Annotated in this window: 23 protein-coding genes; 9 read left to right on the top strand and 14 right to left on the bottom strand. The window is 48.8% G+C overall.

Annotation, left to right across the window (positions count from 1 at the left end; all coding sequences use genetic code 11):
• Positions 1 to 41 precede the first annotated feature (41 nt).
• A complete protein-coding gene (locus ACFVVF_RS16370; RefSeq protein ID WP_387811594.1) occupies positions 42 to 287 on the bottom strand; it encodes a putative Se/S carrier protein in 246 nt (81 codons plus the stop codon).
• 141 nt (positions 288 to 428) lie between these two features.
• On the opposite strand from ACFVVF_RS16370, the gene yyaC reads away from it, so the two are divergent.
• Positions 429 to 1,055: a spore protease YyaC gene (yyaC, locus tag ACFVVF_RS16365; protein ID WP_387811591.1), complete on the top strand. Its 627-nt coding sequence runs from the start codon at positions 429 to 431 to the stop codon at positions 1,053 to 1,055.
• Positions 1,056 to 1,063: 8 nt separating this feature from the next.
• Here yyaC and ACFVVF_RS16360 read toward each other — a convergent pair whose 3' ends face one another.
• The 12 genes from ACFVVF_RS16360 to rpmH form a co-directional block, all read right to left on the bottom strand.
• The gene (locus ACFVVF_RS16360; protein ID WP_387811588.1) at positions 1,064 to 1,576 is read right to left on the bottom strand and encodes a DUF4446 family protein; all 513 of its coding nucleotides are present in this window, start codon (positions 1,574 to 1,576) and stop codon (positions 1,064 to 1,066) included.
• Between the two features lie 10 nt (positions 1,577 to 1,586).
• Positions 1,587 to 2,774 carry an aminotransferase class V-fold PLP-dependent enzyme gene (locus tag ACFVVF_RS16355; RefSeq protein ID WP_387813093.1) on the bottom strand — a complete coding sequence of 396 codons (1,188 nt, stop codon included), beginning with the start codon at positions 2,772 to 2,774 and terminating at the stop codon, positions 1,587 to 1,589.
• Positions 2,775 to 2,920: 146 nt separating this feature from the next.
• Complete coding sequence (locus ACFVVF_RS16350; RefSeq protein ID WP_387811584.1) at positions 2,921 to 3,781, bottom strand: ParB/RepB/Spo0J family partition protein; 861 nt, start codon at positions 3,779 to 3,781, stop codon at positions 2,921 to 2,923.
• A complete protein-coding gene (locus tag ACFVVF_RS16345) occupies positions 3,762 to 4,535 on the bottom strand; it encodes a ParA family protein (RefSeq protein ID WP_387811581.1) in 774 nt (257 codons plus the stop codon). The genes ACFVVF_RS16350 and ACFVVF_RS16345 overlap by 20 nt, the downstream gene beginning before the upstream one ends.
• 191 nt (positions 4,536 to 4,726) lie before the next feature.
• Complete coding sequence (gene noc, locus ACFVVF_RS16340) at positions 4,727 to 5,548, bottom strand: nucleoid occlusion protein (protein WP_387811578.1); 822 nt, start codon at positions 5,546 to 5,548, stop codon at positions 4,727 to 4,729.
• Positions 5,549 to 6,016: 468 nt separating this feature from the next.
• Positions 6,017 to 6,739 carry a 16S rRNA (guanine(527)-N(7))-methyltransferase RsmG gene (gene rsmG, locus ACFVVF_RS16335; RefSeq protein WP_387811575.1) on the bottom strand — a complete coding sequence of 241 codons (723 nt, stop codon included), beginning with the start codon at positions 6,737 to 6,739 and terminating at the stop codon, positions 6,017 to 6,019.
• A 9-nt stretch (positions 6,740 to 6,748) separates the two neighbouring features.
• Positions 6,749 to 8,635, bottom strand: a complete 1,887-nt coding sequence (gene mnmG, locus ACFVVF_RS16330) for a tRNA uridine-5-carboxymethylaminomethyl(34) synthesis enzyme MnmG (RefSeq protein ID WP_387811572.1) — start codon at positions 8,633 to 8,635, stop codon at positions 6,749 to 6,751.
• A gap of 26 nt (positions 8,636 to 8,661) precedes the next feature.
• Positions 8,662 to 10,041, bottom strand: a complete 1,380-nt coding sequence (mnmE, locus tag ACFVVF_RS16325) for a tRNA uridine-5-carboxymethylaminomethyl(34) synthesis GTPase MnmE (protein ID WP_387811570.1) — start codon at positions 10,039 to 10,041, stop codon at positions 8,662 to 8,664.
• 65 nt (positions 10,042 to 10,106) lie between these two features.
• Positions 10,107 to 10,754: an RNA-binding cell elongation regulator Jag/EloR gene (gene jag / locus ACFVVF_RS16320; protein WP_387811567.1), complete on the bottom strand. Its 648-nt coding sequence runs from the start codon at positions 10,752 to 10,754 to the stop codon at positions 10,107 to 10,109.
• Complete coding sequence (locus ACFVVF_RS16315; RefSeq protein ID WP_387811564.1) at positions 10,751 to 11,530, bottom strand: YidC/Oxa1 family membrane protein insertase; 780 nt, start codon at positions 11,528 to 11,530, stop codon at positions 10,751 to 10,753. Before ACFVVF_RS16315 ends, jag begins: the two co-directional genes overlap by 4 nt.
• 138 nt (positions 11,531 to 11,668) lie before the next feature.
• The gene (gene rnpA / locus ACFVVF_RS16310; RefSeq protein ID WP_042169855.1) at positions 11,669 to 12,025 is read right to left on the bottom strand and encodes a ribonuclease P protein component; all 357 of its coding nucleotides are present in this window, start codon (positions 12,023 to 12,025) and stop codon (positions 11,669 to 11,671) included.
• Positions 12,026 to 12,173: 148 nt separating this feature from the next.
• The gene (rpmH, locus tag ACFVVF_RS16305) at positions 12,174 to 12,308 is read right to left on the bottom strand and encodes a 50S ribosomal protein L34 (protein WP_387811560.1); all 135 of its coding nucleotides are present in this window, start codon (positions 12,306 to 12,308) and stop codon (positions 12,174 to 12,176) included.
• 569 nt (positions 12,309 to 12,877) lie between these two features.
• On the opposite strand from rpmH, the gene dnaA reads away from it, so the two are divergent.
• The 6 genes from dnaA to gyrB all read left to right on the top strand — a co-directional run bounded on the left by dnaA (position 12,878) and on the right by gyrB (position 19,454).
• On the top strand, positions 12,878 to 14,230 hold the full coding sequence (gene dnaA, locus ACFVVF_RS16300) for a chromosomal replication initiator protein DnaA (protein ID WP_387811557.1): 1,353 nt from the start codon (positions 12,878 to 12,880) through the stop codon (positions 14,228 to 14,230).
• Positions 14,231 to 14,605: 375 nt separating this feature from the next.
• Complete coding sequence (dnaN, locus tag ACFVVF_RS16295; RefSeq protein ID WP_387811554.1) at positions 14,606 to 15,748, top strand: DNA polymerase III subunit beta; 1,143 nt, start codon at positions 14,606 to 14,608, stop codon at positions 15,746 to 15,748.
• Between the two features lie 51 nt (positions 15,749 to 15,799).
• Entirely contained in the window at positions 15,800 to 16,015 is a 216-nt protein-coding gene (gene yaaA / locus ACFVVF_RS16290; RefSeq protein WP_042169866.1) for a S4 domain-containing protein YaaA, read from the top strand.
• Between the two features lie 30 nt (positions 16,016 to 16,045).
• Positions 16,046 to 17,158: a DNA replication/repair protein RecF gene (gene recF, locus ACFVVF_RS16285; protein ID WP_387811550.1), complete on the top strand. Its 1,113-nt coding sequence runs from the start codon at positions 16,046 to 16,048 to the stop codon at positions 17,156 to 17,158.
• Positions 17,159 to 17,183: 25 nt separating this feature from the next.
• Complete coding sequence (remB, locus tag ACFVVF_RS16280) at positions 17,184 to 17,435, top strand: extracellular matrix regulator RemB (RefSeq protein ID WP_042169874.1); 252 nt, start codon at positions 17,184 to 17,186, stop codon at positions 17,433 to 17,435.
• 102 nt (positions 17,436 to 17,537) lie between these two features.
• Complete coding sequence (gyrB, locus tag ACFVVF_RS16275; protein WP_387811547.1) at positions 17,538 to 19,454, top strand: DNA topoisomerase (ATP-hydrolyzing) subunit B; 1,917 nt, start codon at positions 17,538 to 17,540, stop codon at positions 19,452 to 19,454.
• Between the two features lie 79 nt (positions 19,455 to 19,533).
• Here gyrB and ACFVVF_RS16270 read toward each other — a convergent pair whose 3' ends face one another.
• Positions 19,534 to 20,310 carry a YheC/YheD family protein gene (locus ACFVVF_RS16270; protein WP_387811544.1) on the bottom strand — a complete coding sequence of 259 codons (777 nt, stop codon included), beginning with the start codon at positions 20,308 to 20,310 and terminating at the stop codon, positions 19,534 to 19,536.
• A gap of 368 nt (positions 20,311 to 20,678) precedes the next feature.
• Here ACFVVF_RS16270 and gyrA point away from each other — a divergent pair, with 368 nt between their 5' ends.
• On the top strand, positions 20,679 to 23,216 hold the full coding sequence (gyrA, locus tag ACFVVF_RS16265; RefSeq protein ID WP_387811541.1) for a DNA gyrase subunit A: 2,538 nt from the start codon (positions 20,679 to 20,681) through the stop codon (positions 23,214 to 23,216).
• A gap of 42 nt (positions 23,217 to 23,258) precedes the next feature.
• A complete protein-coding gene (locus ACFVVF_RS16260; protein WP_387811538.1) occupies positions 23,259 to 24,329 on the top strand; it encodes an HD-GYP domain-containing protein in 1,071 nt (356 codons plus the stop codon).
• Positions 24,330 to 24,922: the final 593 nt, after the last annotated feature.

Raw genomic sequence — 24,922 nt, 5'->3', positions numbered from 1 at the left:
TCAGACACTAGAGCATTCGTATCCGCCCTGCAAATTCAGGCCTACAATTCTACTTGCTCGTAACCGCCGCCGGCCTCGAGCAGCCTGAATACGCCGCGCACTTCCACATTTTCCTGTAAGATGACTTCCTTAACTGTATGTAGCGCATCCTCTGGAAATTCGATCGACAATGCACAGCCTGCCGTTATTTCTTTTGGTGTGGGACGAATATCAATATCTACCTCGGCATATTCGAGCAGCATCTCCGCACGGAGCGCTTGCTGCGTGGAATCGAAGGCAATAAGCATAAATTTCTCTCTCCCTCAGTTCGCAAAACGAAGTTACGCCGTTTCTGACGTATAAAATGGCTCTCTTATCCATATACTAGTATTATATTTCGCAGCATGTGATGTGCAATGCGAAAGATTGGCATTTACGGAGGGGATTCTATGAAACTATCTTTTACGAAGGATATACCGCTCAAAGTACCCTACACCGAATTGAATGTAGTTGGCATATTGGTGAACCGGCTGTCCGCCATCCTCGATGAGATGTCTGCCGACCGGCCCATCGTCATCGTATGCATCGGGACCGATCGCTCCACCGGCGATTCGCTTGGACCTATTATTGGCACATCGCTCGCCAAATATCAAAGTCCCCATTTCTCCATTTACGGCACGCTCGAAGAGCCTGTTCATGCCATGAATCTAGAAGACACCCTCCTGCATATCAACCGCAATTTTCACAAGCCATTCGTTATTGGCATTGACGCTTGCCTTGGACAAGTATCGAGCATCGGCTCGATTCAAGTCGGCATGGGCCCTGTCCGGCCTGGTGCAGGCGTTAATAAGGAGCTTCCCCCTGTCGGCGACATTCACATTACCGGTATCGTCAACGTCGGCGGTTTCATGGAATACTTTGTCCTGCAAAACACCCGTCTGCACCTGGTTATGAAAATGGCCGATATTATTACCTGCAGCTTATTCTCAGCGGTCGTGAACAGCGCTCCTATTCATGCAAGAACGCGGGAACACGCTGCTTCGCTTGAGAATCTAAACGGCCGTTTCCCGCAATAATCTTAAATCTACTTCGCCTGCTCAATTGCTTTGCGCTCTTCAGGCGTGAGCGGATAGCTGGACTCTCCTTTATCAAGCGGCTTAGCGTACACATACGTATTCTCGCGGCTATGAATACCAGAGATCACCATACCGTCGTCTGCCCCGTTTACAACCGCTATAGAGAAGCTGAGATCGCTGCCTTGATCGGCAAACGCATTGTAGCGGATAATGCCAATGCGGCCCTTCCCTTGCATCTGCACACGCTGCATAATTTCCATCTGCGATTGAATGTGCTGCGTATGCTCGGCTTGCGCAGCGATCGTCTGCTTCAAATCGACGATAACACTCTCCAGATCGGTCACGCCTGTATTGCCCATCACTTCAACATACTGCTTTCTAAGCTTCTTCAACCGGTTCCCTACTACCATAATGCGAATTGCGATGATAATCACAATGATAGCCAAAACGACCGTAACCCCGTTCATCGGGTTGTTCATCCACTCATCCATATTCCGTCCCGCCCCCAGATGTTCTTTCAAGCCTCAATACTTAGTATTGCTTTCTTATCTCTTTCACAGCTTCCACAAGCGCGTCCGCCTCTGACTCCGTCGTGAAACAGCCTACACTGGCTCGCACAGCCCCTGTGCCCAAAGTACCGGCCCTGCCATGCGCCAATGGCGTACAATGGAACCCTGCCCTGACAGCAATCCCGTAGTGCTGGTCCAAAATGTAGGACATCTCGGAAGGGTCGATCCCCTCTGCTACAAACGATACAATGCCTGTTCGCTGCTGCCCAAGCTTTGGACCAAGCAGCTTGATACCGTCAATGGCAATTAAGCCTTCCATCATCCGCTGTGTTAACGACCATTCCTTAGTATGGATTTTCTGCACCGTCTCATTCAGCACATATTCAACGCCGGCCTTCAGCCCAGCTAAGCCAGGTGTATTTTGCGTTCCCGCCTCATACTTATCCGGCCTAACGTTAGGCTGCTCAGGCGCCTCAGATTGGCTTCCAGTGCCTCCGTGCAATTGCGGCACCAGATCAACGTCCGGATGGATATAAAGCCCTCCTGTGCCCTGTGGGCCAAGCAAACCTTTATGCCCAGGAAAGGCCAGCAGATCAATCCCCATGGACTCCACATCCAGCTCCAAAATACCTGCACTTTGTGCGGCATCAACCAGAAGCTTGATCCCTTTCGCTCTAGCCAGCTCTCCAATTCTATCAACGGGTATAATCGATCCCAGCAGATTGGAACTATGATTGACGATAATCAATTTGGTCCGGCCTGTTATCGCTTCTGCAACATGATTAATATTCAAATTGCCTTCTTCATCCGTATCTACATACGTTACGTCTACACCGCCTGCATGTTTCAAATACTCAAGCGGCCGCCTGACTGAATTATGTTCAACCGATGTAGCAATCACATGATCCCCTGGATTAAGAAGCCCTTTAATCGCTAGATTCAAGCCAGCCGTCGTATTGGACATAAAAGCAATGTCATTCGGATTTTTAATATGGAACAGCTTGCTCAATCGCTTCCTTGTATCGAACAGTACCCGGCTCGCCCGAACCGCCATCCGGTGGCTGCCGCGTCCCGGGTTGGCTGCATCATGCAGCATGGCATGCTGTACCGCTTCAACGACCGCCAACGGCTTTGGCCAGGAAGTAGCCGCATGATCCATATAGATAAACGTTTCCTCACTCACTTCTTTAACCTCCTTCACTGGAATCATCTCATTCAGCAACTCTTGCACATTATAAAACTCTATATTCACTGTTTAACTCACAGCTTCTATTCATGCAGAAATAACAATAGCATACCTTAGTTTAATCTTTCGAATCAAAGATTACAACATAGGTATGCTACTCTATTTATCCGCTATTGGGCCATCGATTGCAGAAGCTCCAGCAACCTCTCCAGATCCTGTTTGCTATAGTACTGCAGCTCGATTTTCCCTTTATCTTTTTGATGTTTAATTTTAACCGTCGTCTTGAATCTCTCCCGCAATGACTCTTCTAAGCTTTCAATATACGGGTCGCGATTTTTAGACTTCGCTTTCGCTGGCGCTTCTTCGGCCGACTCTTTCGCCTCCAGCTTCTGCACAGCCTCTTCCAGCTGCCGTACGCTCCAGCCATGTGTAACGATCATTTCTGCAAGTTCTTTCTGTACGGCCGTTTGCTTAATCCCTGCCAGTGCACGCGCATGTCCCATTGAAATTGTTCCACGTGAAACATTGTCTTTAATTTCACTTGGCAGTGCAAGCAGACGGATGAAGTTTGCGATATGCGATCTGGACTTGCCGACCTTCATCGAAAGCTCTTCTTGCGTTAGCTTGAACTTGTCCATCAGCCCTTGGTAAGCAATTGCTACCTCTATCGCATTGAGATCCTCACGCTGCAGGTTTTCAATGAGTGCAATCTCCATAACCTGCTGATCCGTAAAGGAGCGGACAACAGCCGGAACTGTCGTATTGCCGCAAAGCTGCGAAGCCCGGAAGCGGCGTTCCCCTGCGATGATTTCAAATCCCTTAAGTACGGTCCGAACGATAATCGGCTGAATGACACCATGCTGCTTGATGGACTCTGCCAGATCTCGGATTGAATCCTCATCGAACGTTTTACGCGGTTGGTATGGATTCGGTCTTAATTGACTAAGATTAATCTCAATGACCTTATCATCTTCATTTACCGACAGCGATGGAATGAGCGCATCAAGCCCTCTACCTAGCCGCTTGCTCATACGAAATCACTTCCTTCGCGAGTTCAAGATACACTTCCGCACCTTTGGAACGCGGGTCATAGGTGATAATCGCCTGCCCGTGGGAAGGCGCTTCGCTCAAACGTACATTGCGCGGAATAATGGTTTGATATACCTTCTGTTGAAAGTACTTCTTCACTTCTTCTATAACTTGGATACCCAGGTTCGTTCTGGCATCCAGCATCGTTAACAAAACCCCTTCAATCTGAAGAGATGTATTCAGATGCTTTTGAACGAGACGCACCGTATTAAGCAGTTGGCTTAATCCTTCCAATGCGTAATACTCACATTGAATTGGAATGATAACCGAATCTGCCGCTGTCAAAGAGTTGATAGTAAGCAGCCCCAGGGACGGCGGACAATCAATCAGTATGTAATCAAACTGATCCTTAATCATATGGAGCATTTGCTTCAGACGAACCTCACGCGAAATTCGCTGAACCAGTTCAATTTCAGCGCCTGCGAGCTGAATAGTGGCTGGAATTATTTTCAAACCAGCAATTTCCGTATCCTGCATGGCTTCACTCGGGTGTACTTCGTTAATCAGAATATCATAAATGCAATTCTCGACATCCGCTTTGTTGATGCCAATTCCGCTGGTTGTATTGCCCTGCGGGTCAATATCGACTAGCAGCACTCTTCTGCCGAGCGAAGCCAAGCAGGCGCCAAGATTGACTGTCGTCGTCGTCTTACCGACGCCGCCCTTCTGATTGGCTATTGCAATGATCTTAGTCAAGCGTTATCACCTCTGCCTCTAGCAAACTTTATTAGATGTGTGAAGCCCAGTTGTCTCTACCTGCCAGCCAGCCTTACCAACCTTACCGCCAGGCAATCTATCAACCTATTCTTGTACAAATGGATTCGCCGCCCTCTGGTTGAGGACGGCTTTTTAGAGCGTTTTTCAACGCTAATATAAGAAATAATGGTTTATTGACGCTTCGGAATTTGAATGACAATCTCATAATGATCGCCATGATCCTTCTCATTCGTCTTGATCGGCAGTCCCGATCCAACGACCATTTCTATCGATTGACGAATTGTATTTACAGCCAAGCGCACATCCTTCGTAAAGGAAATACGTTTCGCTTTCTTCATTTTAGATGATTCTTTCAAAAAAGCAATGCGTACTTCGGTTTGTTTGACGTTTAAGTCCTTAGCAATGATTTCCTCCAGCACTTGATGCTGCAATTCCTCTGTGTCCAAAGAAAGCAGTGCTCTCGCATGTCTTTCGGTAATCTTCCTTTCCATCAACGCACCTTTGATCGTGTCGCTAAGTGCTAACAGACGGAGTTTATTGGCAATGGTGGACTGGCTTTTGCCAAGCCGCTGTGCCAGACTCTCTTGTGTCAATTGATGAAGCTCAATCAGCTTCTGGTAAGCAATCGCTTCCTCAATTGCCGTCAGATTCTCACGCTGCAGATTTTCAATCAAAGCGATGGAAGCGGTCTGTGAATCATTAAATTCCCGAATAATAGCCGGAATTGTCTCGTGACCCAGCTTTGTAACCGCACGCCAACGACGCTCGCCAGCAATAATCTCATAACGGTTATTGCGAAGACGAACGACTATAGGTTGAATCACGCCATGTGTCTTAATTGTTTGACATAATTCCTCAATACGGTCATCATCAAATATCGTTCTTGGCTGAAACGGACTCGTATCGATTTCGTTAATTGGAATTTGTCTAACTTCTTCTTGTCCATTGCGCTGGTCATTCAGACCAAACAAACGGGAAAGTTGTTCTTTCATCGTATCTACTATCACCCGATCACGAAACGAATCCCCTGCGAGATTATCGTTTCAAAGATGTTTGTGCCCGCCTCAACAATGGAATGAGCTCTTATACCATTTTATACGTATGAGAGTATTCAATCAATAGAGGGCTTGTTGAGGCAAATACCCTCTTGCTGCTAACTGACGGTGTAAGGAGCTTCTTCGAAGCCCGATTATGCATTCGCTTCTATTCCCAACGTACACTCTACTCCGCCTACGGTAGACGGCATCACCGTTCATGCCTGTAATTAAAAATTCGACCTGTATCCTCTCATTTCCTGCTTGACATCCCTTAACAACTGCTTTTATCACCGAAATCATACCAAATAACTATATGAATATGATGTCGGTACTCGATAACTAAAGAAAATATTGCAAAACATAAAACAAAGAGAGCAATGTTTCACGTGAAACATTGCTCTCTTCTATCAGCCTCTTTATTTCTTATACAATAGGCTGCTTAATTGGCGTGCCCGCTTTACGCGGATATTTCTTGGGTGTCGAGTCCAGCTTCTCAATCAGAACGATGTGACGTTCGGATTGTTCGAATGGAAGCTTAAAATCATGCTCTCCACGAATCTTCCCTTTCAATTCACGAAGGCTGGCCCCTGCCTCACGAACCTCTTCCCCGCTTTGCGAACCCTTCATTGCTGCAAACGTTCCATGCTTACGCACGAATGGCAGACAAAACTCATTCAGCACATTTAATCGCGCAACAGCTCTTGCTGTAACGATATCATACTTATCGCGGTGTTGTGGCAGTCTGGAGAGATCCTCTGCTCTTCCATGAACGCATTCCACATCAGTCAAACCCAACTGTTCAACGAGATGGCTCAAAAACTGAATACGTTTATTCAAAGAATCTACGATGACCACTTTCAGATGAGGAAAACAGATCTTCAACGGAATGCTCGGAAAGCCTGCACCTGATCCGATATCTGCCAAGCTGCCCGCTTCATCCATGTTGACGAAAAAGGAGAGCGAGATCGAATCATAGAAATGCTTCTCGTATACAGCATCTCTCTCCGTAATTCCCGTCAAATTCATTCGTTCATTCCACTCAGCCAATAACCGGTGATAGATATCAAATTGCTCCAGCTGACGAGGCGTTAGGGTTATCCCCTTCTCCTCCATCAGCTGCGTAAACCATTTATGCGTCTCATCCATTCGTTATCGTTATCCTCTCGCCGCGATAACGCGATTATAATGCTCCAGATAGACAATCAGGATGGAGATGTCAGCCGGTGTAACTCCAGCGATACGCGAAGCCTGACCAATTGACAATGGACGGATCGAAGCCAGCTTTTGCTTCGCTTCGGAAGCAAGACCATGGACGTCAGAATAGTCGATGTCATCCGGAATCTTTTTCTTCTCCATTTTGTTCAAGCGCTCTACCTGAATCAATTGCTTCTCAATATAACCCGCGTACTTGATTTGAATTTCGACTTGCTCCTTCATCTCATCCGTCAACGGCAGCTCCGAAGGCGACAGCTTCTCCAGCATCGCATACGTAATTTCAGGACGGCGGAGCAAAGTCAGCGCATCAATGCTATTATTCGTAATCGCCGAGTTTGCAGCTACCAGCATCGCTTCTGCAACATCTGGACGAATCTTTGTCGTACGAAGACGCTCCACCTCTTGGGATACAAGCTCCTTCTTATTCAGAAACGCTTCATAACGCTCTTCCGGAATCAAACCAATCTCATAACCGATTGGCGTAAGCCGCAAGTCTGCATTATCATGACGAAGCAGCAACCGGTATTCAGCACGTGAGGTTAGCAGACGGTAAGGATCATTAGTCCCCTTCGTCACCAAGTCATCGATCATTACACCGATATAGCCTTGCGAGCGTTCAATAATAACAGGTTCTTTCCCTTGCACTTTACGTGCCGCATTGATACCCGCAATAATGCCTTGTCCAGCAGCTTCCTCATAACCAGAGGTGCCATTGATTTGTCCAGCTGTGAATAACCCGTCAACGAGCTTTGTCTCCAGGGATGGCCAAAGCTGCGTTGGTCTCACGGCATCATATTCGATTGCATAGCCGTTGCGCATCATCTCAACTTTTTCCAATCCTGGAATAGAACGTAATATTCCTAATTGAACATCTTCCGGCATGCTTGTGGATAAGCCTTGCACATAGTATTCGGACGTATTCTTGCCTTCCGGCTCCAGAAAAATCTGATGCTTCGGCTTATCGGCAAAACGTACGATTTTATCTTCAATAGACGGACAATAACGAGGACCTGTTCCCTCAATCGCTCCCGAGAACATTGGCGCCCGGTGCAAATTGTCATTAATGATTTGATGCGTTTTCTCCGACGTATAGGTCAGCCAGCAAGGCAGCTGCTCATTGTCGGATGAGACAGTCTCATAGGAGAAAAATTTCGGATTGTCATCGCCCGGCTGAATCTCCGTCTTGGAGAAATCAATCGAATCCTTATGCACGCGAGGCGGCGTTCCCGTCTTAAAGCGAACCAAGTCGAAGCCTTGGTCCTTCAGACTTGCCGACAGCTTAAGAGACGGCTGCTGATTGTTCGGGCCGCTCTGGTACATCAGCTCGCCCATAATGATTTTGCCGCGAAGATAAGTACCTGTCGTAATAACTATAGCTTTGGCACGGTAGATCGCACCTGTGCTCGTTACGATACCGACAACTTTACCCTCTTCTACAATCAGTTCCTCTGCCATGCCCTGACGAAGTGTCAGATGGTCAGTTTCTTCGATCGTCTTTTTCATTTCATGCTGATAAGCGAATTTGTCCGCTTGCGCCCGAAGGGCGTGTACAGCCGGCCCTTTGCCTGTATTCAGCATCCGCATTTGAATAAACGTCTTATCGATATTCCGGCCCATTTCGCCGCCAAGCGCATCAACCTCACGCACGACATGACCTTTTGCAGGTCCGCCAATAGACGGATTGCATGGCATGAATGCGACCATATCCAGGTTAATCGTCAGCAGCAGCGTTTCACAGCCCATCCGCGCAGCGGCCAGCGCCGCCTCACTGCCGGCATGCCCTGCGCCAACGACGATAATATCATATTGTCCTGCTTCATAATTCATCTCTATCCCTCCACTTCCTAGCTGCCTTACTTACCCAAACAAAACTGCGAGAAGATTTGATCGATTAGCGAATCGCCAACCTCATCGCCGAGAATTTCACCCAAAGACTCCCACGCCGACCGCACGTCGATCTGGATCAGATCGATCGGAATGCCGGAATGAGTCGCATCAATTGCATCCACAAGCGACTGCTGCGCCCGCTTCAGCAAAGAAATATGCCGAACATTGCTGACATATGTCAAATCGCCGGAATCAAGCTGCCCTTCGAAAAACATCGTACTGATCGTTTTCTCCAGTAGATCGAGCCCCTCTTCCTCAAGCACCGACATGCGGACGATCGATTCCGGCTTGCACAACCGCTCTACTTCATTCATATCGAGCTTGCCGCTCAAATCCATTTTATTAATAATGACGATAACCGGACGATCCGCCATTTTCTCCAGCAGCACCCGATCATCTTCATGCATTTCTTCATTATAATTCAGAACGAACAATATCAGGTCGGCTTCTTCTAAAGCCGAATGGGAACGTTCGACACCAATCTTCTCCACCACATCATTCGTTTCGCGAATGCCTGCCGTATCAAGCAGACGCAATGGAATCGGACCCAGCGTTACATATTCCTCTATCACATCACGCGTCGTCCCCGGTATGTCGGTAACGATCGCCTTATTTTCTTGCGCCAGCATATTCAGCAATGACGACTTGCCTACATTCGGCCGGCCTACAATCGCCGTCATAATGCCTTCTCTTAATATTTTGCCTTCGTTTGCTGTTTTTAACAGCTTGCCGATCTCATCCAGCGCTTTATCGCTTTGCTCGCGAATATAAGCACTCGTTAAATCCTCAACATCATGCTCGGGATAATCAATGTTCACTTCAATATGCGCCAGCAATTCAATGACTGTCTGCCGCAGCGCCTTAATTCGCTTGGACAATGTTCCTTCAGCCTGCTTGCGTGCAACGGAAAAAGCACGGTCTGATTTGGAACGGATTAAGTCGATAACCGCCTCTGCCTGCATGAGGTCGATTCTGCCATTCAGAAACGCCCGCTTGGTGAATTCACCTGGCTCAGCAAGCCGCAGCCCATCCTGCAGCAGAACGACGTCCAGCACCTTCTTCACCGCAACGACGCCGCCATGGGCGTTGATCTCTACAACATCCTCTGCTGTAAACGATCTTGGACCGCGCATCAGCGTCACAATAACTTCTTCAACCTGCTCCCCGGTTTTCGGATCCACAATATGCCCGTAATGCAGCGTATGTGATTCTGCCTCCCGCAAATCGATCCGCGAACGGAAGATTCGGGATGTTGCCTCGATTGCATCCGGTCCGCTAATCCGTATTATCGCTATGCCGCCTTCTCCGACTGCCGTCGAAATTGCGGCTATCGTATCATATACCACGTGTTTCAGCACCTCTCAAATGGAAAAACAGCAATGACCATAGTAGCCATTGCTGCGAATCGATGTCATTCAGCTATACTGCTCTTTTCTCTCAAGGCAATGACGACGCGCCGGTTCGGCTCATCGCCCTTGCTGTAGGTTTTCACCCTCGGATGGTTTTGCAATTGCGAATGAATCACCTTCCGCTCATGCGGCGACATCGGCTCCAGCACAACCTCTTTCCTCGTGCGGATCACTCTGCCAGCCAGCCTCTCCGACAATTCCTCCAGCGTCTTGCGGCGCCGCTCGCGAAAATCCTCAGCATCAAGTACGATTCTCAGATGGGAATCGGAGTAACGATTTGCAACAATATTAACCAGGTACTGCAACGCATCGAGCGTCTGCCCGCGGCGTCCAATCAGCATGCCGAGATCGCCGCCGCCCGAAATGGACAGCAGCGTTCCTTCTCTCGTTTGTTTCCGTTCAACGGTGACCGATAGTCCCATCGCACTTGCCACTTCAAGAAGAAACTGCTCGGCCTCATTCGTTGGATCAGGTATAAGCTCCAGTTCGACTTTCGCTTCTTTCACGCCAATCAGTCCTAACCCGAACAACCCTTTTGCAGGATGCTCCAGGACCGATACCTTCACACGTTCCTCGGTTACATTCCATTGTGCCAGACCGCTACGTACCGCATCTTCAATCGTTTTCCCTGATGCTACGATTTTCTTCATTTCGCGAGGGCCTCCTTACCCTTGTCAGATGAACGAACGTACAGGAAGTAGTTTTGAACAATTGTGTAGATGTTAGAGTAGATCCAGTACAACGGCAAAGCCGACGGGAAATTCAGTGCCATTACAAAGATCAGCACCGGGAAAATCGCCAGCATCATGCCCATGCCCGGCATCGTCTGTGTTTGTTGTTTTTGCATCATTTTGGATTGGATAAAGGTCGTTGCCGCCGCGATCAGCGGAAGTATGTACCATGGTCCCGGCTCCCCGAGCTCCAAGCCCAAAAATTCATGCGTGCGAACCTCTTGGTTCATATAAATTGCATTATACAGCGCGATGAACACCGGCATCTGCACGATAAGCGGCAAACAGCCTGCCATCGGATTCACCTTGTGCTGTTGGAACAGCTTCATGGTTTCTTCCTGCTGCTTCTGCGGATTATCCTTGTACTTTTTCTTGATTTCGGCCATTTGCGGCTGCAGAGCCTGCATCGCTTTGGAGCTGCGATACTGCTTCAGCGTTAGTGGCAAGATGGCTGTCCTTACAATTATCGTAATCAACAGAATGGCCAGACCGTATGAGCCATGGAACCAATCCGCGAACGTATCAAGGGTCAGCGCAAAATAGTACACAACATTCTTTTGCCAGAAGTTCCCGTGCTGCAAATCTTCCGTGCTTGTCGTCTGATTGATTTGACCGCCGCATCCAGCGAGCAGTACAACCATAAGCACGAGGCCGAGAACTATTAGCCATTTGCGGTTAACTTTCCGAACCAACATGAAATCTCCTCTCTGAAGGCCAATGCGTTCACCAAAAAAATTGCAGGCCCACAACTTGCCCAAGCCTACACTTTCTGATCTTTTAAACTATACCATAATTTATAGGACAAAGAAACAGTGCTCTTTCCTTGTCCGGCTTCAATGAAACCGCTCTTCCTTACGCAATAAACCCGCCTTTTTCAGCACATGCAAAATGCTCTTCTCCAGCTGCTTCGTTTCCATGTCCACCGCTGGTTTTCTTACTATTAGAATGAAATCGATATGGGGGACGATTTTATCGCCATTCAACCGAACGATTTCCTTAATAACGCGGCGCATCCGATTGCGCACGACGGCATTGCCGATCTTCTTGCTGGCGGATACGCCAAGCCGGAACGGTTCAGCCACCGGCTGCCTGGACCAGTAAACGACGAATTGGCCGTTCGCAAACGACTTGCCCCAGCGATAGATCCGGTTAAAGTCCGCCCTGTTTTTAAGACGCAGTTTTCTTTGCACGACTCCCAATCCTCCGCCTGCCTGTATGGTTCACCTGCATAACCAATGATTCGCTGTTCAATGTCCCTGAAATGCCGATTTTCTGCCCCAATCCTTTGCAGTATCGCCATCAGGGCAAAAAAAAAGACCACCTGACGTGGTCTTCTGCTTATGCGCTAAGAACTTTTCTTCCTCTTTGACGACGCGCCGCCAAAACTTTACGTCCGTTTTTCGAAGCCATCCGTTTGCGGAAGCCATGAACTTTGCTGCGTTTGCTAACATTCGGTTTAAATGTAGGTCTCATTATTCTGCACCTCCCGTACAACATATTCCCTGTATATCACGATCGGCATTCAGCCCTCGTCCAAGTCCGAAAACATCACCGTTCGCACAAAATACGCTTTTTCTATTAAACCACGCGAAGGGGGAAAAGTCAATCCGATGCTTCCCAGCCAAATATTGTGGATAAAAAACAGGCATAGGTCCGAATTCTTATCAAATTAATAACATGTGCATAATTTTTTAGGTATTTAGGCGAACCTTGTCGAAATGGTAACAAGATATAAACAATATCTAGTGTTGTATATAACTTCTATACACAAGCTATTGAATATGTGGATAAAATCCCGCAATTCGTTGAAATATAAGGCATCTTTTGCTATGATTAATATGTTTTCGATGTGGATATGATCATTCCATCCCCATTTTTATCAACAACCTGTGGATAAGATTGTGAACAAAACAATCCCCTATTTATAACTCTTCCATTCATGATCCTGCATATTGTGGATGTATTCGTTCTAATAAAGGTTATTTCGACATGTTATGGCTTAACTGCGCCCAATGGGCGATTTTTGATAAGGAGTGACGTCTGTGGACAGCCATACCTATGATTTATGGCAACAAGTGTTGTCAATCATCCAGACGAAGCTTAGCAAGCCAAGTTTTGATACTTGGTTCAAAGCGACTAAAGCTTCTTTTGTTGATGACTCTCTGCTGGAAGTTACGGCACCGACAACCTTTGCCGCGGAATGGCTGGAAGGCCGTTACACTAAATTAATCCGCACGACGCTTTTCGAATTTTTAGGCCGGCAGGTCGAGGTTCGTTTCTCTATAGAAGAAGCGAGAAGCCCAGAGGCTGTTGCCCCTATTTTTCCGAAAATCGTTGAATCGCCTGTCATACAGGAAGAAACCCATTCCCATATGCTCAATCCCAAATATACGTTCGATACGTTCGTCATCGGCGCCAACAACCGGTTTGCGCACGCTGCGTCGCTTGCCGTCGCGGAAGCGCCGGCCAAAGCATACAACCCGCTGTTTCTGTATGGCGGCGTTGGACTTGGCAAAACCCATCTGATGCATGCGATCGGACATTATATTATGGACCATAATCCGAGCACAAAAATCATGTATATTTCTTCCGAGAAATTCACCAACGAATTCATTAATGCGATTCGCGACAACCGCGGGGAAAGCTTCCGCAACAAATACCGGAACATCGACGTGCTGCTCATTGACGATATTCAATTTCTCGCCGGTAAAGACGGGACGCAGGAAGAGTTTTTCCACACGTTCAACGCCTTGCACGAGGAGCGGAAGCAAATCGTCATCTCCAGTGACCGGACGCCGAAGGAAATTCCGACGCTGGAAGAACGGCTGCGCTCCCGCTTCGAGTGGGGGCTGATCACCGATATTCAGGCGCCTGACCTGGAGACGCGGATCGCCATTTTGCGTAAAAAGGCGAAAGCCGAAAACCTCGACATTCCGAACGAAGCGATGGTCTACATCGCCAATCAGATTGATACGAACATCCGCGAGCTGGAGGGGGCGCTCATTCGCGTCGTCGCCTATTCGTCGCTGATCAACCAGGATATTTCGTCGCATTTGGCTGCGGAAGCGCTTAAAGATATCATTCCTTCAAGCCGGCCGAAAATGATTACGATGAACGACATCCAGCAGAAGGTCGGGGAGTTCTACGGCCTGCGCATGGAGGACTTCAAAGCGCGCAAGCGGACAAAGGCCGTTGCCTATCCGCGGCAAATCGCGATGTATCTTTCCCGCGAGCTGACCGACTATTCGCTTCCGAAAATCGGCGAAGCATTCGGCGGCCGTGACCATACGACGGTTATTCATGCGCATGAGAAAATAACCCAGCAATTGAAGATTGACCAGGATCTTTACAAAATACTGCAGAACCTTACGGAGAAGATCAAAAATCATACGTAAAAGTTATGCACGTCTATAGGGACAACCAAGCAAGCCTATGCACACGATATGCACATGTGGATAGGCTTGCTTTATCCGTGTTCCAGGCGGTTATCCACATATTCACGCCGCCTACTGCTTCTACTACTATTTTTTTTAATAAAAAAGAACATCAATAAGGGGCGAAAACGCCCTTAGGCTTCGCCTTAAAAAAAACACAAAGTGAAGCGTTTCGAGTTCAGGTGACTTTTTGAAGATTCTATTCATAAATTTCGTAAGAATAAATGATATGGAATCAAGAATGGCACATGGACCGAAACGCACAACGAAGTGTTGCTTCCAGTCCGAAGCATACGGCGATCGACCCAACCTATCCCCCGATTTAGGAGTGAAGACATGAAATTAACGATTTCCAAACATGAACTAAACGAAGCGATTCAACAAGTATCGAAAGCAGCGTCCTCAAGACCGACTATTCCGATTCTCGGAGGCATCAAAATCGAAGTTACCCATCAAGGCGTTACGCTGACAGCGAGCGATACCGATATTTCGATCCAAAGCTTCATTCCGGTAGAACGCGATGGCGTCGTTAATGCACATGTGGATAAGCCCGGAAACGTCGTTCTTCCCGCTAAGTTCTTTGTGGAAATCGTTAAGAAGCTTCCTTCCGACAATGTGGAGATCGAGGTTGGCTCTCACTTCCAAACGTCGATACGTTCCGGATCAACCGATATTCAAATGGTTGGCCTCGATCCTGAGGAATTCCCAATTTTGCCTTCCATTGAGGAAAATGAATTGTTCCAAATGCCCGGCGATCTATTGAAATCGATGATCCGCCAGACAGTTCTGGCTGCTTCCACTAATGAGCAGACGCCGATTCTGACAGGTGTGCTTTGGGGCTTGCATGAACAGCAGCTCAAATTCGTAGCGACCGACCGCCACCGCTTGGCGAGCCGTACCGCTCACGCGGAGACGGCAATGGATTACCGTTTCCACAATGTCGTTATTGCAGCCAAAACACTGAATGAATTGTCCAAGCTCATTCCTGAGCAGAACGGACTTGTCGATATCGTCGTAGCTGACAATCAGGTGCTGTTCAAAATCGGCAACGTATTGTTCTATACTCGTATGCTGGACGGAACTTATCCCGATACTTCTAAGATTATTCCGCAGCAGTTCAAAACAGAACTCGTCCTGGATACGAAAAAAGTAACCGATGCAATCGACCGTGCGTATTTGATGTCGAGAGAAGAAAAGACGAATATCGTTCGTCTTACGACGCTTGAAGACGGCACGATCGAAATCTCGTCGAGCTCCACAGAGCTTGGCCGTGTAACGGAACAGCTCGAGCCTTCGCAATTTACAGGAGATCCGCTGCGTATCGCGTTCAACTCCAAATATATGCTGGACGTGCTTAAAGTCATCGATAGCGAAAATATTTCACTTGGCTTCAACGGTGCAATGAGTCCTATCGTCATCAAGCCGACAGATCATGCTTACAACACGTACGTTATTCTTCCTTACCGTACAACAGGCTAATCGTTGTACAAGTAAGGCTATGGAAAGAGACAGAAAGGAAGGTGGCAGGCCATGAAGGAAGTCGCCATTCGGACCGAATATATTACGCTCGGCCAGTTTTTGAAGCTGGCTGACTGCATAGCAACAGGCGGGCATGCGAAGTTTTTTTTGCAGGAGAATGAAGTTCATATTAACGGTGAGGCCGACAATCGGCGCGGCAGAAAGCTGTATGTAGGCGACCGTGTGGAAGTCGAAGGCTGTGGCGTCTTTACGGTTATTGGAGCGTAAGCGGGCAGTGAACCGGGAGGACGAGCGAAATTGTTTCTAAACAGCATTCAGCTTCAAAATTACCGCAATTATGGACAGTTGGAGCTTCGAACGGACAACCAGGTTAATTTGTTCGTTGGACCCAACGCACAAGGAAAAACGAATTTGCTGGAGGCGATCTTCGCCCTTGCGCTAACCAAGTCTCATCGGACTTCCAAGGATAAGGAGCTGATCGGCTGGGAAGCCGATTCAGCCCGTATTCAAGGCGAGGTAGAGAAACGGTACGGAACTGTCAAGCTGGACTTGATGTATTCCACGCAAGGCAAGAAAGCGAAGATTAACGGTCTGGAGCAGCGGAAGCTCAGCGACTTTATCGGCTCGTTGAATGTCGTGATGTTCGCGCCGGAAGATCTGGAGATTGTAAAAGGAACGCCGGGGGTACGGAGACGGTTTCTCGATATGGAAATCGGCCAAGTGCAGCCCGGCTATTTGCATACGCTGCAGCAATTCAATAAAGTGCTTGTGCAGCGCAACAATTTCTTGAAAACCGCATCCCCGGGCGGGCAGCAGCAGACGATGCTGGAGGTGTGGAATGCGCAGCTTGCCGAGCATAGTGTTAAAATTATGAAAAAAAGGAAACACTTTATTCATAAATTGCAGCGTTGGGCCGAGCAGATTCATTCGGGCATTACGGCGGGCGGCGAGCGCCTCACGATTGAGTACCGCCCTTCCTTTGACGGCGGCGGATCGGAAGATGAAACTGTTTTATTTGAACAATTTATGTTAAAGTTATCACAAGTGAAAGATCAGGAGATTCGGAGAGGCATGTCCCTTGTCGGACCGCATCGGGACGACCTGGCCTTCTTCATCAACGGCAAAGAAGCGGCCGTATACGGCTCGCAAGGACAGCAGCGTACAACCGCCCTTTCGTTGAAATTGGCTGAGATCGAGCTGATTTGCGAGGAAATCGGGGAATATCCGCTGCTTCTTCTGGATGATGTGCTCTCCGAGCTGGACCAGCACCGCCAGACGCAGTTGATTGAGACGTTTCAAAGCAAAGTGCAGACATTCATTACCACGACGGGACTGGAGAGCGTCAATATTAGCAAGCTGAAGGATGCCGGCATCTATGATGTGCGGGCAGGTCATGCCACGCGCACTTAGGCGCATACATGGGGAGGCGGAGGATATGTACATCCATTTGGGCGGCGAGAAAATTATCAGGGCTGCCGAGCTGGTAGCTATTTTTGATATATCTATAGAGCAATCCTCCAAGCTATCCAAGCAATTCGTTGCCGGAGCCCGCAAACGAAAAGACGTAGAGACGATTGGCGAGGAAGAGCCGAAATCAATCGTCGTTACGAAGAATAAAATCTATTATTCGCCGATATCATCCTCGACATTGAAGAAACGAGCCCATCATTTTGCGGCGAATGGCTGACGCTTAACGATTAATGCCGAACGGGATTGCCGCTTTTCAAGCCGGTATTGACGTGTAGGCTTGGCGAACAGGAAGAGCAGTTGAGAGGAGAGTAGAGCACGAATGTCAGTAAATCAGCAGCAAAATTCGTACGATGAGAGTCAGATACAGGTACTGGAAGGTTTAGAGGCAGTACGGAAACGTCCAGGGATGTACATCGGCTCCACAAGCGGCAAAGGTCTTCACCATCTGGTCTGGGAGGTCGTCGATAACAGTATCGATGAAGCACTGGCCGGTTACTGCAACAAAATTCAAATTTTCATACATGAGGACAACAGCATTACCGTAATCGATAACGGACGCGGTATTCCTGTCGGCGAGAACGCCAAGCTGAAAAAATCGACGCTGGAAGTCGTCATGACTGTCTTGCACGCAGGCGGCAAATTCGGCGGCGAAGGCTATAAAGTATCCGGCGGCCTTCACGGCGTCGGCGTATCCGTAGTGAATGCCCTGTCAGAGCACGTTACCGTTACGATCAAGCGCGACGGTCATATGTATCAGCAGGAATACCGCCGCGGCGCACCGCAGTACGATGTAAAAGTAATCGGCGATGCGACGGATACTGGAACGACGACACGCTTTAAGCCGGATCCGGAGATTTTTACGGATACGACGATTTACGAATATGAAACGCTGCAGACTCGCGTCCGCGAGCTTGCATTTTTGAATAAAGGCATTGAGCTTGTCCTGACGGATGAGCGTACCGGCGTCAGCAATACGTTCAAATACGACGGCGGCATCATCGAGTTCGTCGAATATTTGAACCGCAACAAGGAAGCTATGCACGAAGATCCGATCTTTGTGGAAGGCTCGAAGGATCACATTCAAGTGGAGGTTGCGCTCCAGTACAACGATGGCTACAGCGAGAACCTTCATTCTTTTGCAAATAATATCAATACGCATGAAGGCGGCACGCATGAATCCGGCTTTAAGAGCGCCTTGACGCGTGTTATTAACGAATATGCGCGCAAGACGAATCTGATCAAAGACAATGACAACAACTTCTCCGGCGATGACGTGCGTGAGGGTTTGACGGCGATTATTTCGGTCAAAATCCCTGAGCCGCAGTTCGAAGGCCAGACGAAGACGAAGCTCGGCAACAGCGAGGTTCGCGGTATTGTCGAATCGCTATTGGCAGAGAAACTGCAAGAGTTTCTCGACGAGAACCCTTCCGTATCGCGGAAGATCGTCGAGAAAGGCCTGCAGGCTGCCCGTGCTCGTGAAGCGGCGCGGAAGGCGCGCGAGCTGACAAGACGCAAGAGTGCGCTTGAAGTCAGCTCCTTGCCAGGCAAGCTTGCCGATTGCTCCTCCAAGGATGCAGCGATCAGCGAACTGTATATCGTCGAAGGCGACTCCGCAGGCGGTTCGGCTAAGCAAGGCCGGGATCGTCACTTCCAAGCGATCCTGCCGCTGCGGGGCAAAATCCTGAACGTAGAGCGGGCCAGACTGGACCGCATTCTGGGCAATGCTGAGATTCGCGCGATTATTACGGCGCTTGGCACTGGTATTGGCGACGATTTCGATCTATCCAAGGCGCGGTACCATAAAATCATTATTATGACCGATGCCGACGTCGACGGCGCTCATATTCGGACGCTTATGTTGACTTTCTTCTTCCGCTACATGCGTAAAATCATCGAGGCCGGCTATATCTATATCGCACAGCCGCCGCTCTTCAAGATTGAGCGCAACAAGGTGATCCGTTATGCGCAGTCGGAGAGAGAGCGGGATGACATTATCGCCGAGTTTGGCGAAGGCACCAAGATCAATGTCCAACGGTACAAAGGTCTTGGAGAGATGAATGCGTCCCAGCTGTGGGAGACGACGATGGATCCGGAGAGCCGTACGATGCTCCAGGTGACGATCGAAGACGCAATTGAAGCGGACGTTATTTTCGACACGCTGATGGGCGACAACGTTGAACCGCGCCGCGATTTCATTCAGGAGTTCGCTAAGAACGTTAAAGACCTGGATATTTAACACAAACCGAAAAAGGCGCCGCTATTCCCGAAAGAGAAGCGAAGCCTTTCTGATAGAGCCGTCCGCTGGCTGCGGGCGGCTATTTTTTACGAGTGCTTTTACGGCGGTACCGGCCGTAGCCCACCGCATAGCGATAAATGCGGCGAAAGATCGTTTTATCCGCCAGCTTGCGGAAGATGAACGGATCCGGGCAAGTATTAACTTCAAGAATCCATGGGTGGAAGTCGGTGTCGATGGCGATATCGATGCCGATTTCTTTTATACGGGGATAGGTTTGCTGCAAGGTCCGAACGATAGTCAAGCCCAGCGTATTCAGACGTTCTCTGTATTGCTGCTGCTCAATGCCGTTCTTATGCGTCGACATCAGCTTTTCAAACGACATGGGCGTTCCGCCGCTATGATAGTTGGTGACGATTTTGGCCGGATGAGAGAGGCGTCCGATAATGCCGGTCACTTCCCAGTTGCGGCTCAAGTTTTTCTGTACCATAACCCGGATGTCAAACCGGCGCTCCTGATGCTTCAGAAGATGAATGCCGCGCTGAACGATGTAACGCTTTTTGACTGTATGCCGTTTGAGTCTCCAAAAGAGCTGGTCGAAGGTTGAGATGGTGCGGATCGTCGTGCTAATCTGATACTTATAGCCAGTTTCCGGCGGGGGGAGCTTTTCCACACGGATAACACCTTTGCCGTAAGTGCCGTTGTTAGGCTTTACATAAACCATCTGGTATTGTTCTAGCATGACGAACAGAGATTCACGGCTGTAGTGCTGCGTCTCGGGGATATATTCTTTCATCTCTTCGAGCTTCAACAGTGCATTCGTCTTCGCCCATTTGCTAGTGACGCGTTGGATGGACAAGCGGCTTTCTCCTCTCGTAATTACCTGTGAATCTGCAAACTGCGAAACGCTGCAAGAGGACGGCAAATGGCCGTTTTATGCGACGTTATTGCGAATCAGGCAGAGACAGACTTTGGATTGAGTGGTATAATGGAAGTTGGGTCTGTTTATTTTATGGCAGCATTAAGCTATCGAAAACTGTGATTTACCTATTTTTTTGATCAAAAAGTATAAGATTTGCTAAGATAGGCCGTTATTGATAGAGAGCTAGACCGCTTCGCAATGCGAAATATGGCGTGCGAGGGTTTAACAGTACCCGGTTTGTGAAAGTAATATAATGGTTATCGTGATTTAAGGATGGAAGATAGATGACGTCAGGGAGGTAAAACATGGCGGAAGAACAACAACGTTCGCAAATAAAAGACCGTGAAATCGGAACAGAGATGCGCGATTCCTTTATGAGCTACGCGATGAGTATCATCGTAAGCCGCGCTCTGCCCGATGTGAGGGATGGTTTGAAGCCCGTGCATCGCCGTATTTTGTATGCAATGTCGGATCTCGGCATGGCCGCGGACAAGCCGTATAAGAAGTCGGCAAGGATCGTAGGCGAAGTTATCGGCAAGTACCATCCGCACGGTGATTCCTCGGTATATGAGGCAATGGTACGGATGGCACAGGATTTCTCGATGCGTTACATGCTCGTTGACGGGCATGGCAACTTCGGCTCGGTCGACGGCGACATGGCTGCAGCAATGCGGTACACGGAAGCGCGTCTGTCCAAAATCGCGATGGAAATGCTTCGTGACCTGAACAAAGAAACAGTTGATTTCATACCGAACTATGACGGTGAAGAGAAAGAGCCTGCCGTTCTGCCATCGCGGTTCCCGAACCTGATGGTGAATGGCGTAACAGGCATCGCAGTCGGTATGGCGACGAACATTCCGCCTCATAACTTGGGAGAAGTCGTAGACGGCATTCAAGCGTTGATCGAGAATCCCGATATTACACCCCTTGAACTGATTGAATATGTCAAAGGACCTGACTTCCCGACTGCCGGGTTCGTCATGGGCCGCCATGGTCTTCGTCAAGCTTACTTGACCGGCCGCGGCACCGTTACGATGCGGGCAAGGGCAACGATTGAGGAGAACGGCAACAAGGCGCGTATTATCGTATACGAGCTGCCTTACCAAGTGAACAAAGCTCGCCTGGTAGAAAAGATTGCTGAGCTGGTGCGCGAGAAGAAAATCGACGGAATCACGGATCTCCGCGATGAATCCGACCGCAACGGCATGCGTATCGTGATCGAGCTTCGCCGCGATGTGACGCCTAGCGTCGTATTGAACAACCTTTACAAGCAGACGCAAATGCAGGCCAACTTCGGCATCAACATGCTGGCGCTTGTAAACGGCGAGCCAAAGACACTCAACCTGCGGGAAATGCTGTACTACTATTTGCAGCATCAAATTGAGGTTATCCGTCGCCGTACGGAATTCGAATTGAAAAAAGCAGAAGCCCGCGCTCATATTCTAGAGGGCTTGCGAATTGCACTTGATCATCTCGATGAAGTTATCGCATTGATTCGGGCGTCCCAAACGGCTGATATTGCCCGTGAAGGACTCATCGAGCGCTTCTCGCTCAGCTACGAGCAGGCGCAAGCGATTCTCGATATGCGTCTGCAGCGTCTGACCGGCTTGGAACGTGACAAGATCGAAGCCGAGTACGCAGAGCTTCTGAAGAAAATCGCCGAATACAAAGCGATTCTTGCAGATGAGCAGCTCGTGCTGAACATTATTAGCGAAGAGCTTGCCGAACTGAAGGAACGCTTCGGCGACGAGCGCCGCACCGAAATTACAATCAGCGAAGAAGAGATCATGGATGAGGATCTCATTCCGCGCGAGGATGTTATTATTTCGGTTACGCACAGCGGCTACATCAAGCGTCTGCCGGTTACGACTTACCGCAGCCAGAAACGGGGCGGCAAAGGCGTAGTAGGCATGGATACGAAGGAGAACGACTTCGTCGAGCATCTTTTTGTATCCAATACGCATCACTACTTGCTGTTCTTCACGAACAAAGGCAAGGTGTACAAGCTGAAAGCGTACGAGATTCCGGATCTCAGCCGGACCGCACGCGGCACGCCGATTATCAATTTGATTCAGATCGAGCAGGGTGAGACGGTCAATGCCGTTATTCCGGTGCAGGAGTTCGATGCCGAGCATTACCTGTTCTTTGCTACCCGTCAAGGCGTTGTGAAGAAAACACCGCTCGATGATTATATAAATATCCGCAAAGTCGGATTGATCGCGATCTCGCTTCGTGAAGACGATGATCTGATCGGCGTTAAGCTTACTGACGGCAATCAGGAAATCGTAATGGGTACGGCGCAAGGCATGTCGATCCGCTTCTCCGAGCATGACGTTCGTTCGATGGGACGTTCGGCAACCGGCGTGAAGGGCATCCAGCTCGACGACGACGACGTTGTAATCGATATGGATGTAGTTGTGAACGACAACGACGTGCTGATCGTTACGTCCAAAGGCTATGGCAAGCGGACGCCGATGAGCGAGTACCGGATTCAGAACCGTGGCGGTAAAGGGATCAAGACGCTTAACGTTACTGACAAGAACGGGCCAATCGTCAGTCTGAAGGTTGTTTTGAACGATGAGGATCTGATGATTATGACCGCGTTCGGTACGATGATTCGTACGAGCATGGAAGGGATCTCCACGATGGGCCGCAATACGCAAGGCGTGAAGCTGATTAATACCCGCGAGGATGATACGGTAGCGACGGTAACGCGTGTTGCCCGCAGCGAAGAGACAGATGAGGAAATCGACGAAACCGAAGGTGCTGAACAGCAAGGTCAGGCTTCGGTTGAGAACGAAACAGAAACGATTACCGATGCGGATGGCGATTCCGCCGAGTAAACGGTCCAATAGCGACAGATTGTATACGGGGAGGGGACCGGTATGATGAGTGTACCATTATCACAGGTGAAGTTAGGCGATAAGCTTGGCGAAGATGTCCTCACCCCGCATGGCGGAGTTTTGTTTCATAAAGGGAAGATCGTTACGTCTCGCGAGCTGGACATTTTGCAGGCATTTCTTGTTACGGTAGTCACCGTTGATTCGCCTATAGGTGCTGCGATCAAACCTAAGGGAGATTCACAGCCGGAGCCGAATTCTGCGAAGCAGGCAGCCGTATCACCACTGCAGGATGAATACGAGAAAATGGTCGTGCTGCTGAAGCGGGCATTTAGCCAATTTACGCCCGGATTTCCTTTTCCGATTCTGGATATTCGGACGCAGCTTGAGAAGCTGCTTCAGCAATTGCCCAGCTACAACGTATTGACCTTTGCGCCGCGCAGCTTTAATGAGGAGGACTACTGGCTTCATAACAGCGTTGCGTGCGCGATGACGTCTTATCTGATTGCCCAATGGGTGAAGCTGCCGCAAAAAGAGTGGATGCAAGTTGCGCTTGCCGGATTGCTGCATGATATCGGCAATATCCGGATCGAACGTGCGATATTGATGAAGCCTACTAAGCTTACAACCGAAGAGCAAGAAGAGGTTCAGCGGCATACGCTGCACGGCAACCAGCTTCTCAAAAATGTCACGGCGCTTAACGAAGGGGTTAAGCTGTCCGCTCTGCAGCATCATGAACGTGTAGATGGCAGCGGCTATCCGCTGGGACTGGATTCCTCGCTGATTCATCCTTATGCGAAGATTGTTGCCATTGCAGATATCTTTCACGCGATGACGCTTAATAAGTCTTACCGGAAGGCAGCTTCGCCGTATATTGTTCTTGAGCAAATACAAAGCGATTCCTTCGGTAAACTGGAGCCGTCCTATGTACGGGTCTTTATTGAGAAGGTAACGCAGTTCCATAACGGTACAATCGTCCGCTTGAGCGATGATCGTGTCGGTGAGATTGTGTTTTCGGATGCGATGCACCCGACCCGTCCATGGGTCAACGTCAATGGGAAAATCATTAATCTATCCATTGAACGGCAGCTGCATATTACAGAGGTACTTCGATAAAGTCTTTCACCCCGCCAGAAATCGTTCTGGCGGGGTGTTTTGTTGTAGGGCACCGGGTTTTAACATAATAATGTGTAATCGCGTCTCCCAGGGCATGTTGCTTGGTCATACTTCGGTGGTCAACCACGAGGAGTAGCTTGGCTGGTTTATGCCAGCATGGCTATTGTATGGTTCTTAATTCACCCCGCGCGTAGTTCCCAGCACGCGGGGTGGCGTTACATGACGGTGGTCATTCACATGTATTATCCTGTGTTATCTCACAATGGGGTTGTCATAACCTAGACAGCGTTATGATTGTGTGGGTGTTTCATGGCTAGACCGTTCGGGTAATTACGATTAAGAGGAAATGCAAAGCTGACCATAACAGTGCAGGATTTAAGGGAATTATATTGAAAGGGAGTGATGAATGCCGCACATAAATGTTACCCTGTTAGCAGGACGGGATGGACTGATCTTCTATAGTATAGAGAGTATACATAGATGAATTAAAAAAGAATGAAAAAACTTTAAAAAAAGACTTGCAATGCTATAGGCACCCGTGATATATTATATGAGTCGCCGCTGAGACACACGCGGTTGACACACAAAAGAAA

Origin of the sequence: Paenibacillus sp. NPDC058174, from assembly GCF_042883865.1 — a bacterium.
Classification (GTDB): domain Bacteria; phylum Bacillota; class Bacilli; order Paenibacillales; family Paenibacillaceae; genus Pristimantibacillus.
The sequence above is the reverse complement of the archived record's forward strand: the minus strand, read 5'-3'. Positions and strand labels throughout refer to the sequence as shown.